The sequence below is a fragment of the Aliihoeflea aestuarii genome, assembly GCF_024105665.1.
Taxonomy (GTDB): domain Bacteria; phylum Pseudomonadota; class Alphaproteobacteria; order Rhizobiales; family Rhizobiaceae; genus Aliihoeflea; species Aliihoeflea aestuarii.
This window is the reverse complement of the sequence record NZ_JAAAMK010000002.1, coordinates 406,923-421,867: the sequence shown is the minus strand read 5'-3', so window position 1 is coordinate 421,867 and position 14,945 is coordinate 406,923. Positions and strand designations below refer to the sequence as shown.

Genomic DNA, 14,945 nt, shown 5'->3' with positions numbered 1-14,945 from the left:
TCGACAGGCTTTTCAGGCCGGTTGTGCGTTCGGAAAGAGCCCATTATCTTGGCGCTTCGGCACTTCAGCTTCCGGGTGGGCGAACCTGGATGGCGAACGGTGTGGCCATAACAACGAAACGCCTCGGCGGATCTGCGAAAGAAATAAAACAATGGCGGAACGTACGCAAAACCTTCAGGATCTGTTTCTTAACTCCGTACGCAAGAGCAAGAATCCTCTCACGATTTTTCTGATCAACGGCGTCAAATTGACCGGCGTCGTGACGTCCTTCGACAATTTCTGCGTGCTGTTGCGCCGGGACGGTCATTCGCAGCTTGTCTACAAGCATGCGATTTCGACCATCATGCCGAGCCAGCCCGTGCAGATGTTCGAAGGCGAAGAGAACGGCCGGGACGGCTGATTGAGCGCATCGGACTCCGAAGGACGTAAACCACGCCGCAGCGGCACTGCGGCGGACGAGGATTTGCGCGCCGTTCCCACGCGCGCGGTCGTCATCGTGCCCGTCTTGACGAAAGCGCAACGCGCAGCGGACGACAATGCCGGCGCATCGGCGATCCAGCGCAGCCCCGAAGCCCGCCTCGAAGAGGCCGTCGGTCTCGCGCTTGCCATCGATCTCGACATCGCCGACCGCGAAATCGTCACCGTCGCGGACCCGCGTCCGGCAACGCTGATCGGTACCGGCAAGGTCGAGGAAATCGGCGAACGCATCAAGGCGAGCGAAGCGGACCTCGTCGTCGTCGATCATCCGCTGACGCCCGTTCAGCAGCGCAATCTGGAAAAGGCGTGGAACGCGAAGGTTCTCGACCGTACCGGCATCATCCTCGAAATCTTCGGGCGGCGCGCGCGCACCAAGGAAGGCGTGCTGCAGGTCGATCTTGCCCACCTCAACTATCAGCGCGGCCGTCTCGTGCGCTCCTGGACGCACCTTGAGCGCCAGCGCGGCGGAGCGGGTTTTCTCGGCGGCCCCGGTGAAACGCAGATCGAAGCCGACCGGCGCATGCTTCAGGAAAAGATCACGCGGCTGAAGCGCGAACTTGAAACGGTACGGCGCACGCGCGACCTTCACCGCGCCAAAAGGCGCAAGGTTCCGTATCCGGTCGTCGCGATCGTCGGCTACACCAATGCCGGCAAGTCGACGCTTTTCAACCGGCTGACAGGGTCCGAGGTTCTGGCCGAAGACATGCTCTTCGCCACCCTGGACCCGACCTTGCGGCGCGTGCGGTTGCCGCATGGCACCGTCGTCATCCTGTCCGATACGGTCGGGTTCATTTCAGACCTGCCGACACATCTCGTCGCTGCCTTCCGCGCGACGCTCGAGGAAGTGGTCGAAGCCGATCTCGTCCTTCATGTGCGCGACATTTCCGACCCCGATACGGCGGCGCAGGCTGCTGATGTCGTGCGCATTCTTTCGGACCTCGGCGTCGAGGCGGGCGACAGCCATCACGTTCTGGAAGTGTGGAATAAGATTGACCTCCTGAACGAGCAGGCACGAGGCAATTTTCCGCGCGAGCAGGCCGATGAAGGTCCGGTGCTGATTTCGGCCATCTCGGGCGAGGGTGTCGATCACCTGCTCGCCGTGGTCGAGGCACGCATCTCTGGCGCGCTCGATGAGAAAGAGTTCGTCTTCGGCCCGCATGAAGGAACACGGATCGACTGGGTCTACCGCAACGGCTCCGTCATCGCGCGCGAGGATCGGGAGGATGGCTCGGTCGCGCTGACCGTCCGCGCACCCGCCGCCATCATCAGCGAAATCGGCCAGCGCCGGCCGTCAGCAGACGAATAGCGTTCTATGGCCGCATTCGTGCGACGCCAGCCGATTTCGGCTGGCGACAAAATGCTCAAAGACGCTTTGCCGCTTGCCAATGCGTTTCCATCTGGTCCAGCGTCGCGTCTTCGAGGCTCGAGCCGATCTCGGTGACGGCTTTTTCGACGTGGTGGAAGCGCTGGCGGAACTTGTCGTTCGTCCCGCGCAAGGCCGCCTCGGCGTCGATGCCCAGATGCCGGCCGAGATTGACGAGCGCGAAGAGCACGTCACCGAATTCATCCTTGATCGCGGCCGTTTCGCCGGCGTCGAGCGCGGCGCGCAATTCGTCCACCTCTTCGGAAATCTTGTCGAGGATCGGGCCGGGCTCCTTCCAGTCGAAGCCGACGCGCGCGGCGCGCTCCTGCAATTTCAGCGCCCGCGTCAGCGCGGCATGGCCGACCGGCACGTCGTCCAGATAGCCATGCTCTGCCGTCATGATGCCGCGCGCTTCGCGCTCGGCCTTCTTTTCCGCGCGTTCCTCGGCCTTGATCGTCTCCCACATGCCTTTCGCCATTTTGGCGCCGCGCGCCTCTTCAGGCCCGAAGACATGCGGATGACGGCGGATCATTTTCGTCGTGATCGCCTCGACCACGTCGGCGAAAGCGAACGCTTTTCGTTCTTCCGCCATGCGCGCATGAAAGACCACCTGAAGCAGCAGGTCGCCGAGCTCGTCGCGCAGATCGGTGAGGTCGCCGCGCTCGATCGCGTCGGAAACCTCGTAGGCTTCCTCGATCGTGTAGGGGGCGATGGACGCGAAATCCTGTTCGACGTCCCACGGACAGCCGGTCTGCGGATCGCGAAGCGCTGCCATGATTTCCAGGAGGCGGGATATGTCGCGGGAGGGCTGCATCTTATGTCCTGCATTGCGATTTCAGGCTCTTGATACAAGCCCCGGCGCTTGCTCGCCAACGAAAAAGGCCGCGATCGCTTGCGCAATCGCGGCCCGATCCGGACGGCTGACCCTGTTACTTCAAGCGGCCGCTCGCATGAGCGAGCATCGTGTAGACCTTGCCCGTATCGGAGGTCAGATAGGTCTGCGACATCATGTTGTCGCGGTCGTTCTTGGCGACGTCGGCAAGGAGCTTCTCGAAGTCCTGGCAATAGCGGTCGACAGCGCTGCGGAATTCGCCTTCGTTCTGGTATTTGCGGCGAATGTCGTCGAACGTCTGCTGGCCCTTCAGCGTGTAGAGCCGGCGCGTGAAGACGTTGCGCTCGCCCTTGCGGTAACGGTCCCACAACTCGATCGAGGCGTCGTGGTCGATCGCGCGGGCGATGTCGACCGACAGCGAGTTCAGCGATTCGACCAGATGAAGCGGCGAACGCTGCGGCTGCGAGGGGGCCTGAGCGGGCGCGTCTTCCTTCGAAGCACCCCGCAGGAGCGCGCCGACCCAGCTTCCCGAGGCAGGCTGCGGCGCAACCTCCGCAAGCGAACCGCGCAGAGCCGGGGCCGGCGGTGCGGATGCGACGGGAGCCACCGGGCGGCGCGCGGGCTGGGGCTGACGCTCGGCACGGGCCGGCGCCACATCGAAGGTGCGGCCGGACTTGGCGACGATGTCCGACAGTTCCTTCAGGGCCTTGATCTGCTCGGAAACGGCCTTGCGCATCGCGCTGGTCGATTCCTTCGTCTCGTCCGGCAGTTGCATCACACCCTTTTTCAGTTCGGCGCGCGTCTGGTCAAGTTCGGAGCGGATGGAGCCCGCAGTCTTGCGGATTTCGTCCGTCGCGTCGGCGAAGCGCTTGGTCGCGCTTTCGACCACCTCGGTGATCGCCGAGCGGATCTGCTCCGTCGAGGTCTTCGTGCGTCCTTCCGCACCTTCCAACGCTTTGCCGACGACGTTTTCGAACGAGCGCATGACGCGCCCGATCTCTTCCGACTTCTTCAAAAGGCCCGATGCGAGCGTCTCGAGCGCCGTCTGACGATCGTCGAGGGTCGTCGCCAGCGTTTCCTGCGCGGAGTTCAGAAGGTCACGCGCGCCGGCGAGCATCTTTCCGTGATCCTCGAAACGCGATGCGATGCCTGCAACCTCGTGCAGCGTGGACGAAGACAGTTCGGACAGCTTGCCAGCATGGGCCTCGATGATGCGGGCCGACGAGGCGAAGGAGCGTGCGGCCTTTTCGGTCGTCTCGGCGAACTGCTCGGTGGTGCCGGCGAGTTTCTCGTCGACGCCGCCGAGATTGGCCGACGCGGTTTCCACCAGTTCGGCCAGCTTCGCGTTGGAGCTGGACAGGCGACCGATGAGGCCGTCGACGCCGCGAGCAAGGTCGATCTGGACGCGTTCGACAGCCGAAACGGTCTCGCTGGTCCGTGCTTCGAGTGCCGACATCAGGGCCGTGTTGCCCGATTGCAGGCGCTCGGTCGCGGCCTGCGTGATATCCTCGAGATTGCGCTGCAATTCGCTGCCGCTCTCTGCGAAACGATCGACCAGGGGTCGTGCCGTTTCGTCCAGAATGCGCGAAATTTCCGACGAGCGCGCCGAAAGCATGGCGTTAAGCTGACGCGTCTTTTCGTCGAGCTTGTCGGACGCGCCTTCGGTGCTTTCGTCGAGGTGGCGGTTCATGGCCGCAAAGGTTTCGGCAATCGCGTTCGCCCGTTCCACCAGTTCGGTTTCGACGCGCGCGACCTGCTCCTGAAGACGGCCACCGATATTCGCCGCGCCGTTCGTCAGGCGTTCTTCGGCCGATACGATCTGGTTTTCGATGCGCGAGGCGAACAAAGTCGTGCGGTCGGCAAGCTTGCCTTCGGCCGCGCCGAGCGCTTCGGCAATCGCGGCCGCACGGGCGTCGAGTTCGGCTGAAGTCTGGTGCGTGCGCGCCATGATGCGCTGTTCGGCTGTGTCGAAGGTGCGGGCGAGTTCGTTCGCACGCTCCTGCAGCCTTTCGTTCGAACCGTCGAGAACCGATGCGATATCGCTCGACCGTGCAGCGAGAACGGTCGCTGTTTCGTCAAGGCGCGATACGATCTGGCGATCGGCATCGGCGAACACGCCGCGAAGTTCGTCGGCGCGGCTGGAAAGAGCGCTGGCGGCGTCTTCGGTGCGTACGACCAGCGCATTGCCGGCCTCGTCGAAGCGCGAGACGACTTCGTCGGCGCGCGACAGGAGGCTGACGCGGATTTCGTCCGCCTTGCCGGCGAGATTGCGGTCGGCCTCCTCGACGATCTGGGCGAATTCGCCGGCGCGTGTCGACAACGCGCCTGCCGCATCTTCAACGCGAATGGTCAGGTTGCGTTCGGCCGCCTCGAAGGCAGCGACCACCTCGCCGGACTTGCCGGCAAGAGAGACGGCACGTTCTTCGGCACGGCTTGCAAGCGTCTCGTCAGCTTCCGCGAAGCGCTCGACCATTTCCGCCGCACGCGAGAACAGCGACTGCGTACGCTCCTCGAAGCCATCCGCGAGCGAACGCCCGGCGTTCTCGAAGCGGGAGGCCACGTCTTCCGCGCGGTTCGTCATCAGCGTCGCGCGATCTTCGATCCGCTCGGCCAACTGGCGATCCGTGCTTTCGAGCTGTCCGGCGATTTCCTCGGCCTTCGCGCCAAGGGCCGCCGCCGTCTGTTCCATGCGTTCGGCGATGCGTTTGTCGACATCGACGAATGCCTGACCGGCCTGCTCGCCCATCGCGGCGGTCGCTTGGAGGACCTTGTCGCGCAGCGATCCGGCGACCACGACGGCGCTGCCTTCGAGCGCGGCGCGGACATTCTCCACGCCTGCCTTGAGGGCGCGCTCCATTGTATGGGTACGCTCTTCGATCACGCCGGACTGGCGGTCGAACGCCTCGCCAATGCGGCCGATATCGGCGCCGACGGCATCGGTGATCAATGCGCGGCGCTCGCCCAGCGCTTCGATGTGGCGGGCGAAGGCTTCCTCGACCTTGTCCATGTCAATGTTGATCGCGGAGGCGAGGTCGGTCTGCTTTTCGGCAAACAGCTCGATCTGGCGGGCAAAGGTCTCGTCGATGCGGCCCATATCGGCGCCAATCGCCGAGGATAGCTCATCCTGGCGTGCTGCCAGCGTCGCGAGGTGACCGGCAAAGATCTCCTCGATCTGGCGGGCATCGCCGGCGATAGCCGTAGACAGTTCGGACTGACGGTCGCCGATCTGGCCCGCAAGCTGGCCGAAGAGTTCGGCAAAACGCTCGGCGCCGCGGTGCACGGCATTCTCCATCTCGTTCTGGCGAACCGACAGCGCGTCGACGTGGCGGGCGAACGCCTCGTCGATCCGCGCCACGTCCGTATCGATGCGCGCGCCAAGCTCACCCTGACGCGTGGTGAGCGCGTCGAACTGGCGGTCGAATGCGCCGGAAAAACGCTCCATATCGGCATCGACGGCAGCGGCGAGGCCCGACTGGCGCTCGGACAGACGCTCGATCTGACGATCGAATGCGTCGTCGATGCGCGACAGGTCGGCGCTTATCGCCGCCTGCAACTCGCCCCGACGCGAGCCCAGCGTTTCGATGCCGCGCAAAATGGCTTCGTCGATCTTGTCGGCGTCGGCGGACATCGCAGCCGACAGTTCGTTCTGACGCTCGGCCATGCGGTCGAGCTGACCGGCGAAGGCATCCTCGACGCGTGCCGTGCCCGACGCGAGAACCGAGGTCAGATCCGACTGACGCTCCGCGATGGTCTGGACATGCTGCGAAACGGCTTCGTCCAATCCACGGCGCGTGCTGTCGATCAGTGCGATGTCGTCGTTGAGCGCTCCGGTCAGTAGCGAGCGGCCTTCGGCCATACGCTCGACATGGCTGGTGATCGCATTGTCCATAGCCTGGCGCGTCTCGGCCAAACGCTCGAGGTCTTCGTCGAGCGCAGCGCTGATCAGGCCACGGCCTTCGCCGATCTTGCCGGCGAAGTCGCTCGCGCGAGCTTCCAGCATCGTCGATGTCGACATGACGAGGTCTGCGAAGTCGGCGCCGATCTTGCCCTTGGTCTCATCGAGAAGGACGTTGAGCTGGCTCTTGCCTTCCGTGAAGGTCGCCGCGATTTCCCTGGTGCGGTCGATGAGCGTGTCGTTGATCTGCTTGGCGCGCGCCTCGAGGGCGGCGTTGAGCTTTTGCGTGCCGCTGTCGAGCGCGTGGGCGCGGGTCTCGAATTCGGACAGGAGCGACTGACCGCGTTCGGCCAGCGTGCGCTCGATATCGCGAAGGCGCGTGTCGAATTCGTCGGACAGCGAACGCGACGCGCTGCCGAGCAGCGAGATCATGCCGCTGGTGCGGTCGTCCAGCATCTGGTTGAGCGCGCGGGAGGCTGTGTCGGTGGCTTCCGTCAGCGAGGCGATGCGCGTGTCGAGCAGGTTGGCGACGCCATCGCCGGAGGTGGAAATGCGCTCGGATATCGTATCGATGCGCGTGTCCAGCGCTTCGCTCAACAGCGCGCCGTTCTCGTTCATGCGCTCGATCAACGATGTGCCGCTGTCGGCGATCGTGCCGGAAAGCTGGCCGGACACGTCGACGATGTTCTGGCGGATCACGTCGCTTGCGGCGGACAATTCGTCCTTTAGCGTTTCATGCGCACCGGCAATCGAGGCGCGCACGCGCTCGGCGTGGCTGACGACCGCCTCGCGCTCGCTGCCGAGGCCGTCAACCAGCGAACGGATGCGCGTCTCGTTCTCGGAATAGGCGCGCTCGAGTTCATTGACCTCGGTGTGGACCAGCGTTTCCAGTTCGACGGCGCGTGCGAGTGTCCGCTCGATGCCTTCGCCCATCGACTGCACCTCGCGGCGCACGGCCTGGCCGACCATCATCACGCGGTCGGTGGCGATGTGCTCCGGCTCTGCGAGGCGGAAGGCAACCTCAGTCATCGACTGGGCCGCGTAGCGCATTTCCTGCGCACGGCGGATCATCACCGCGAAGCCCCAGAACAGGATGACAGGCACGAGGACGGCGAGAATCAGCCCGACCGCGTAGGGCGCCGCGATCAGTTCGGCGAGCGAGCCGATCTGCCAGATTTGCGGCGAAAACAGGAGGTGGCCCATGAGAAGGCCGCCGGCCGCCCACGCAACAGACAAAAGCGCGACCGCCCAATAAATGGTGGTCGGAACGGGCTTCGATATGCTCTGGACGAAGCTCTTGTAGTCCTTCTGGGTATCGTCATTGGCGGCGGCGAATGCGGAAGGCCGGGCAGGGGCCTGCGCCTCGACCGGCTTCAGGTCGGCAATGCGTGTCGGGCCTTCATCGGCCGGTTTGGCGAGGGCGGGTGCGACGGCTGCCGCTGCCAGAGGGGCGGCGGCGATATCGACGGATTCGACGGTCGCGGAATCGCGGTTTTCGAAGGCGAGTTCCTCGGCTGCCTGCGAAATCTGCGCTTCGAAGTCCTCCATGGAGGCGGCGATATCGAGGCTCGGCTCGTCTGCATCCTGCACGTCGTCCTCGTCCATGACGAGTTCGATATCGAGGGCGTCTTCCAGCTCCTTTTCGATATCGGTGTCGAGTTCCGTGTTGGTCGCCGGTTTGGTCGCCATGCCGCTCTACCCTATACTATCGCAGCGGGTCACCGTGTTCGGCTTGAAACCACCCGCCAGTTGAGGCCCAATTCGCCTATTTCGTATCGTATCGGCACAAGACCCGGATGGGAACTCGCAATTCGGCTCATGTGTAAAACTTTAAACATAAGGTTAATGCGTCTCAACCTATATGAAAGAAGTGCTGAGCGGCCCTTGAAAATGCCAAGCGGCATGTTAACGCGGCCTCCATGGGCGGCACGCACGATCCCGGAATGGCACAGGTGAACGGCACCTATTCCCGATTGATCGACGAAGAGATCCTTGACCGGCAGACGATGGGCGACCATCGCCTTGCGGCCGAACTCCTGGCCATGTTCGTTGCGCAACTCGACGCCGCGTCCCTCGAGATGGCGACCTGTCCGTCTGAGCGCCGTGCCGCGCTCGGGCATGCGCTGAAGGGGACGGCGCGGTCGCTTGGCATCGAAGAGGTCGCGGCATGCGCTGCCGATCTCGAAGTATCGCCAACGCCCGATGGTGCCGCAACGCGCCTTGGCGCGCTGGCCGTCGCCCTTCGCCGCGAAGTGGATGCCCGCCAGAGCCGGTCGGGTTGACAGCATTTTCGCAGCCATTATGTCATCGCGGCGATCCTCAGTACGAAACCTTCTCCGACAGGCATTTTTCCCATGACCAAGCTCACTTTCGTTGCCTTCGACGGCACGCGTTTCGACGTGGAGGCCGACAATGGCTCGACCGTTATGGAAAATGCCATCAAGGCGGGCGTTCCGGGGATCGAGGCCGAATGCGGCGGGGCATGTGCCTGCGCTACGTGCCATGTCTATGTCGACGAGGAATGGTCTGCGCAGGTGGGCGCTCCGGAGACGATGGAGGAAGACATGCTCGATTTCGCCTATGATGTTCGCCCGACATCGCGCCTTTCTTGCCAGATCCGCGTGTCGGATGAGCTCGACGGGCTAATCGTGCAGGTGCCGGAGCGTCAGGGCTGACGGCCGGCCTCGATCTGCTGTAGCCGGTAGTCCAGAAGGCGCAGCATGCGGCTTTCGAAATTGATGCTCTCGATATTGTCGTAGCGCGCCTGCTCGGCGTCGTGCTCGGCGAGCATTCGCCGGCTGATGCCTTCCGCCGTGCTGGCGGCATCCTCGCAACTGGCGGCATTGCGGATATCGAGAAGAGCCCGTTCGATATCGAGGGCATACCGGCGCGCGATGACGATGTGGCCTTCCTCGTGCCGCCTTATATCGGCGGACAGAGTATCCCACATCAGTGTCGTATCCATCTCCGCGCCGTCTCTGTTGCGCCAGCGCGGCAGGAACACCTCGGCCGCGATGTCGACGCTCGCCTGTGAGACGCTGCACAGGCCGCCTTCCTCCTGATAGCCGATGCGGGTGGTGAACGCCATTCGCGTGGCGCCCGGATGGCGGCTGCCGGTGGTGCCCAGTTCAGGCCCGCGCTTTTGCAGCTCCGTCTCGATCTCGCCGAGCGTACGACCGCCGATCGTGAAATAGCTGTAGGATCGCGACACGGAGGCGGCATCCGCGGTGACCATCGCGGAAAAGAGAATCGCGACGGCCGTCATCATCGGCTTCTTCATGATCCGTTTCCTCGCTCTTGCATCCACGACACGCAACCTTGCACCTAAAGCTGAACAATTGCTGCCTTTCACGAAAATTCGTTGATTTGGCGTCGTCGGCAGTCCAATAGCCCGTGAATGTCGAGTTCCTTTTCCCTTTTGCAAAAAGACGAGCGTGTGTGGCGTCTGGCGCATGGACGCACGCTGACGCTGGGGCCGCGCGCGGTGATAATGGGCATCTTGAACGTCACGCCGGACAGCTTTTCCGATGGCGGCCAGTTCGCCACGGTCGAACATGCGCTGCGACAGGCAGAGCGAATGGAAGCGGAGGGCGCGGCGATCGTCGATATCGGCGGCGAATCGACCCGGCCGGGTGCGACGCCCGTCAGCGCCGCGCAAGAGCAGGATCGCGTCCTGCCCGTCATCGAAGCGCTGGCGCGAAGCGGGGGTGTGCTTCTGTCGGTCGATACCTATCGCGCAGAAACGGCGCGGCTTGCGGTCGAGGCGGGCGCGCACATCGTCAATGACGTGTGGGGACTGCACAAGGATGGCGCGCTTGCCGAGGTGGCGGCTTCGACCGGGGCCGGCCTTGTCATCATGCATACAGGCCGCGAACGCGAAAAACTCGTCGATCCGATAGAAGACCAGTTCACTTTCCTCAATCATTCGCTGAAGATCGCGGCAAAGACGGGCATAAGTGACGATCGGATTACGCTTGATCCGGGTTTCGGTTTTGCAAAAAATGCAGATGAAAACATTGATTTGATCGCATATTTTTTCAGATTGCATGAGCTTGGGTATCCGCTGCTCGTCGGTACGTCACGCAAGCGGTTTCTCGGCGAAATCACGGGACGCGAACCACTTGACCGCGACGTCGGTACTGCGGCAACCAGCGTCGCTTTGCGGCTTGCAGGGGCGGCGATTTTTCGTGTTCATGACGTTGCGGTCAATGCCGATGCGCTCAAGGTTGCAGATGCAATCCTCGGTCGCCAGACCTGACGGGAGATTTTCGTACCATGTATACGATCCGCCTGAAGAACTGCGCGTTCTTCGCCCGCCATGGTGTCTATGTCGAAGAGGAAACACTTGGGCAGCGCTTCTATATCGACGCAGAACTGACCGTCGAGCCGACGGGATCTTTGGAGAGCGATTCGATAGAAGGAACAGTCGATTACGGTGCGGCCTTCGTGGAGATTGAGAAGGTGGTGACGGGCACGCGGCGGTTCCTTATCGAAAAACTCGCGGTCGATGTCGCCAAGGCGCTTTGCTCCCGTTTTCCGCAGATCAGGACGGCGTCGATAACCGTGCGCAAACCGGGCGCACCGGTTCCCGGCGTTCTGGATTCCGTTGAGGTCAACGTTGTCTGGCCGCAGTAAGACGAGGGCTTATCTGGGACTTGGCGGCAATCTCGGCGACCCGCAGGCTGCGATGGCGGCTGCCTTGCGCATTCTCGATGCCCGGCCCGATCTCGCGGTTATGCAGGTTTCGTCGCTCTACCGCACACCGCCCTGGGGCGTGACTGCCCAGCCCGACTTTCTCAATGCGGTCGCCGAAGTCGAAACGACGCTTTCACCGCGCCAATTTCTGGATGCCTGCCTCGATGCCGAGCGTCGGTTGAAAAGGGTGCGCGACGAGCGCTGGGGACCGCGCGCCATTGATCTCGACATTTTGACCTTCGGGGACAGCCATATCGACGAGGAGGGGCTTTCGGTTCCGCATCCACGCATCAGCGAACGCGCTTTCGTGCTGGTTCCGCTGCTGGAGATCGCGCCGGACCTTACGATCGACGGGCGACCAATGGCGGATACGCTGCATGCGCTGGATGCAAGCGGCATCAAGCGGCTGACTGTCGGACCCGACTGGTGGCTTGACGATTAACGGTTGGCGATCGAGCCGACCGAGCCCTTGTCGACGCGCTTCAGATTCATCCCGATGACCGGCACCATCTGGTCGTCGACGAGTACGGATACGGTGACCGTCATCGTTTCCGGGTCAGCCATGCGGGCGAGCATGGCGCCGTTCAACTGGTTGCGGTTGAGCGTGAACGTCACGCGATCATTGGCGACCTTGCCGGCGATGACATCGAGGCCGGTTCCGTCCGACCCGTCCATGAAGCTGCCGCGATAGCCCGCGCGTCCCTGATGCTCGACGCTTGCCTGCATGCGCTGGGTGAAGAGGCCCATCCGGCAACCGCCGTCGAGCGACATGCCAAGCTTGCTGCTGGGCGTCGCGCCTGTGAAATTGCAGACGAACTTCGTGCCCTTGTACTTGCCGGCGACGATTTCACCCGGTCCGGACCACGAACCTTCCACCGAAGAGAAGAACTTGCGATCCTTGTCCGACGCCAGAGCGGGCGCGGCAAGGCCGATCACCGTTGCGGTCGTGGCCGCGAGAAAGGAAGAGGCGAGGCGAAGGGCAGTCATCGAATCGACACCTATGAGCGAGCGAGCTGGTCGAAAGGCTGGCCGCAAATGGTTAAGGATGTTTCCGGCGAAGCAGTGATTTGGAGAATGAGTCAGCTTTCGGGCTGACGCAAGCCCATTATGCACGCGAGGGATTTTCTCGCTCGCGGCGTGTCGCAAAAGTCGCAAGACTGCCGATGAAATCGGCGACGGTCGGCCGTTTGACGATCCGAAACCGCAGCGGACGCACGACTTCCATCGCCGCCAGCCCGACGCGCACGGTCATCACGCCGTTAACGACGCCTTCGCCGAGCTTTGCCGAAAGCCGGGCAGCCAGGCCTTGTCCGACGACCTGATGGACGAATTCGTCGCCGACAGCCATGACGCCAGTCACGGCAAGGTGAGCGAGCACGTTCCGGAGAAGCTTGAAATAACCGAGCGTGCCGGGGCGTGCGCCGTAAAGTTCGGCCAGCCTGCGGATGAGCCGGCCTGATTCGAACAGAATGTAGGCGATATCGACGAGCGCGCGGGGGCTGACGGCCGTCACGACGCTGACGCGCTTGGCTGCGTCGAGAATGAGGCGGCGCGCCTCGGCGTCGAGCGGCGCGACGAGTTCCGTTTCGGCGAGCCCGACCAGATCGCCCGCGTCCATCACGTCGTCGGCGAGCGCGTCGAGCGCGGCGCGGCCGGCAGCCGTCTCTGGCCGCGTCGCCAGAAAGCTCTTGAGCCTGCCCACGAAGGATCGCGCCTCCGATAATCTGCCGTCCCGCAATACGCGATCCGCATCGATACGCAGGTTTTCGACCGATTGAAGGCGCATCAGCGCAAGCGTTTCCCGCGTCAGGATGGCGAGCAGGGCGAGCACGGCGACGGCCGCGAGCGCCAGCCCGATGAAGCCCAGCGCCTCCGAGCGAGCGAACAGATCAGCGATCACGCGATCGGCCCATAACCCGACTGCGAGGCTGACGAGCAGACCGAATGCGCCGGCGAAGATGCGGCCGAGGCGCAGGCCACGTCGGCGACGGGGCGCAAGCGGCGGTGGCGCATCGGCATCGATCACGTCGAAGACGTCGATCTCGGCTTCCTCGACACGGCCAAGTTCGCCGCCCGACAATGCGCGCGGTTCACGCAGCGGCGGCTCGGCTTCGACGGCCGACCTTTGGCCGGGAACGGAAAAGGATTGCGGTTCGCGCTCGCGGCTCATGCCAGCCGGTCTCCTATGAGGAACTGGAACGCACGGTCGAGCCGGATATGGGGGAGCGAAAGCGTCATGCCTTCGGCCGTTTTCTCCAGACGCGGCGGACGGAATCGCACGAAGCGGATCGGCGCGCGCAGGCCGCCTTCCTCCAGCGCAACCTTGGGATCGCGCGGCAAATCACCGGGAAAGATCGCCGTTTCCGTCTCGCCGTCGAAGCGGTCGCGGCCGATCGTTTCGCCGGCCAGCGGCGTTCCGATGATGACCGGCAGCGTGTCGCCGTTTTCGCGCACGGTTCCCTCACGCGTGGCACGCACTGCCGCCATGGCGAGCACTTCGATGTCGGCGCCTGTCGCGCTCGCCCGCGTGATCGCCCGTTCGGCCAGCCGCCGCACGATCGCTTCCAGCCGGTCATGGCTTTCGTGATGCAGATGGTCGGCTTTGGTCGCCGCAATCAGGATCTTATCGATCCGGCGCAGGAAAAGGTCGGTGAATATGCTGCGCGCGCCCGGCCGGAAGCAGGAGAGGATTTCCGTCAGCGCGCGTTCGAGGTCGGCAACGGCCTCGGAACCCGCATTCAGCGCCTGCAAGGCGTCGATCAGCACGATCTGGCGGTCGAGGCGCGCGACGTGATCGCGGAAGAAGGGGCGGACCACATGCGATTTGTATGCTTCGTAGCGTCGCGCCATCATTGCGTGGAGCGATCCGGCGCGGGGCCGGGCATCGACGGCAAGGCCGGGCAGGGGCGCGAAGGTGAGGGCGGGCGACCCGTCGAGATCGCCCGGCATCAGGAAGCGGCCGGGCGGAAGGGTGGAAAGCGCGCGGCTATCATCCTTGCCGGCCTTCAGATAGCCCGTGAACGCCTCGGCAAGCCGGCGGGCGGTCATTTCGTCGGCGTCGGCGGCAGGATCGGTTGCGGTGGCCGTCTCTCGCCATTCGCGCGCGAGGTCGGCCCGCGCCGGCAGTTCGGCAAGGGCCGCCGCGTCGCGGGAGAATTCTTCGTAGGTCTTTCCCATAAGCGGAAGGTCGAGCAGCCATTCGCCGGGATAGTCGACGATGTCGAGCGACAGGCGGCCCGGCGAAAACATGCGTCCCCAGCCGGATGCCGATTCATACTCGATGGTCAGGCGCAATTCCGAAATGGCCCGGGTCGAGTCGGGCCAGACGCGCTCGCCCACCAGCGCGGCGACATGGTCTTCATACTGAAAGCGCGGCACGGCATCGTCGGGCTGGTGCTCCAGATAGCTTTTCGCGATCCGTCCCGATTTCATCGCATCGAACATCGGCAGGCGGCCGCCATGCAGCATGTTGTGGACGAGGGAGGTGATGAAGACCGTCTTGCCGGCACGGGACAGCCCGGTCACGCCCAAGCGCAGCGAAGGCGAGAAGAGCCCGCTCGCACGACCGGTGAAGGTGTCGAGCGCCAGCCGGGCTTCGTCGCCCAATGTGGTCTGTGATGCCAAATGCCGGGTCCCCAAGCGGTCGGTTGCCAAGGAGATAGGTTTTAATGGCCTTCCTGCAA

13 protein-coding genes are annotated in these 14,945 nt (G+C 63.7%); 7 read left to right on the top strand and 6 right to left on the bottom strand.

Annotated features, from left to right (window positions below; translation table 11 throughout):
- The first annotated feature begins 151 nt into the window (after nucleotides 1-151).
- Together hfq and hflX are read left to right on the top strand one after the other, a co-directional pair.
- Nucleotides 152-400, top strand: coding sequence for an RNA chaperone Hfq (hfq, locus tag GTW25_RS06430; RefSeq protein WP_024585735.1), 249 nt, complete (start codon nucleotides 152-154; stop codon nucleotides 398-400).
- Between the two features lie 63 nt (nucleotides 401-463).
- Nucleotides 464-1,783: a GTPase HflX gene (gene hflX / locus GTW25_RS06425; protein ID WP_252911432.1), complete on the top strand. Its 1,320-nt coding sequence runs from the start codon at nucleotides 464-466 to the stop codon at nucleotides 1,781-1,783.
- Nucleotides 1,784-1,838: 55 nt separating this feature from the next.
- Here the strand turns inward: hflX and mazG are convergent, their stop codons facing one another.
- Both mazG and GTW25_RS06415 read right to left on the bottom strand, forming a co-directional pair.
- Nucleotides 1,839-2,654 carry a nucleoside triphosphate pyrophosphohydrolase gene (gene mazG, locus GTW25_RS06420; RefSeq protein ID WP_252911127.1) on the bottom strand — a complete coding sequence of 272 codons (816 nt, stop codon included), beginning with the start codon at nucleotides 2,652-2,654 and terminating at the stop codon, nucleotides 1,839-1,841.
- Nucleotides 2,655-2,769: 115 nt separating this feature from the next.
- Nucleotides 2,770-8,256 (bottom strand): kinesin, encoded by a 5,487-nt coding sequence (locus GTW25_RS06415; RefSeq protein WP_252911126.1) that lies wholly within the window; start codon nucleotides 8,254-8,256, stop codon nucleotides 2,770-2,772.
- A 254-nt stretch (nucleotides 8,257-8,510) separates the two neighbouring features.
- On the opposite strand from GTW25_RS06415, the gene GTW25_RS06410 reads away from it, so the two are divergent.
- Together GTW25_RS06410 and GTW25_RS06405 are read left to right on the top strand one after the other, a co-directional pair.
- A complete protein-coding gene (locus GTW25_RS06410) occupies nucleotides 8,511-8,849 on the top strand; it encodes a histidine kinase (protein ID WP_252911125.1) in 339 nt (112 codons plus the stop codon).
- A 72-nt stretch (nucleotides 8,850-8,921) separates the two neighbouring features.
- Nucleotides 8,922-9,242 (top strand): 2Fe-2S iron-sulfur cluster-binding protein, encoded by a 321-nt coding sequence (locus GTW25_RS06405; protein WP_252911124.1) that lies wholly within the window; start codon nucleotides 8,922-8,924, stop codon nucleotides 9,240-9,242.
- Here GTW25_RS06405 and GTW25_RS06400 read toward each other — a convergent pair.
- Nucleotides 9,233-9,847, bottom strand: a complete 615-nt coding sequence (locus tag GTW25_RS06400; RefSeq protein ID WP_252911123.1) for a DUF922 domain-containing Zn-dependent protease — start codon at nucleotides 9,845-9,847, stop codon at nucleotides 9,233-9,235. The genes GTW25_RS06405 and GTW25_RS06400 overlap by 10 nt on opposite strands.
- A gap of 117 nt (nucleotides 9,848-9,964) precedes the next feature.
- On the opposite strand from GTW25_RS06400, the gene folP reads away from it, so the two are divergent.
- The 3 genes from folP to folK are packed head-to-tail and all read left to right on the top strand — an operon-like array spanning nucleotide 9,965 to nucleotide 11,704.
- Complete coding sequence (gene folP, locus GTW25_RS06395; RefSeq protein WP_252911122.1) at nucleotides 9,965-10,825, top strand: dihydropteroate synthase; 861 nt, start codon at nucleotides 9,965-9,967, stop codon at nucleotides 10,823-10,825.
- 17 nt (nucleotides 10,826-10,842) lie between these two features.
- Nucleotides 10,843-11,202, top strand: a complete 360-nt coding sequence (gene folB, locus GTW25_RS06390; protein WP_252911121.1) for a dihydroneopterin aldolase — start codon at nucleotides 10,843-10,845, stop codon at nucleotides 11,200-11,202.
- Nucleotides 11,186-11,704 carry a 2-amino-4-hydroxy-6-hydroxymethyldihydropteridine diphosphokinase gene (gene folK, locus GTW25_RS06385; RefSeq protein ID WP_252911120.1) on the top strand — a complete coding sequence of 173 codons (519 nt, stop codon included), beginning with the start codon at nucleotides 11,186-11,188 and terminating at the stop codon, nucleotides 11,702-11,704. Before folB ends, folK begins: the two co-directional genes overlap by 17 nt.
- Here folK and GTW25_RS06380 read toward each other — a convergent pair.
- The 3 genes from GTW25_RS06380 to GTW25_RS06370 all read right to left on the bottom strand — a co-directional run bounded on the left by GTW25_RS06380 (nucleotide 11,701) and on the right by GTW25_RS06370 (nucleotide 14,886).
- A complete protein-coding gene (locus GTW25_RS06380; protein WP_252911119.1) occupies nucleotides 11,701-12,249 on the bottom strand; it encodes a hypothetical protein in 549 nt (182 codons plus the stop codon). The genes folK and GTW25_RS06380 overlap by 4 nt on opposite strands.
- A 118-nt stretch (nucleotides 12,250-12,367) precedes the next feature.
- Nucleotides 12,368-13,432, bottom strand: coding sequence for a YcjF family protein (locus GTW25_RS06375; RefSeq protein ID WP_252911118.1), 1,065 nt, complete (start codon nucleotides 13,430-13,432; stop codon nucleotides 12,368-12,370).
- Nucleotides 13,429-14,886 carry a YcjX family GTP-binding protein gene (locus GTW25_RS06370; RefSeq protein WP_252911117.1) on the bottom strand — a complete coding sequence of 486 codons (1,458 nt, stop codon included), beginning with the start codon at nucleotides 14,884-14,886 and terminating at the stop codon, nucleotides 13,429-13,431. Before GTW25_RS06370 ends, GTW25_RS06375 begins: the two co-directional genes overlap by 4 nt.
- Between the last annotated feature and the right edge of the window lie 59 nt (nucleotides 14,887-14,945).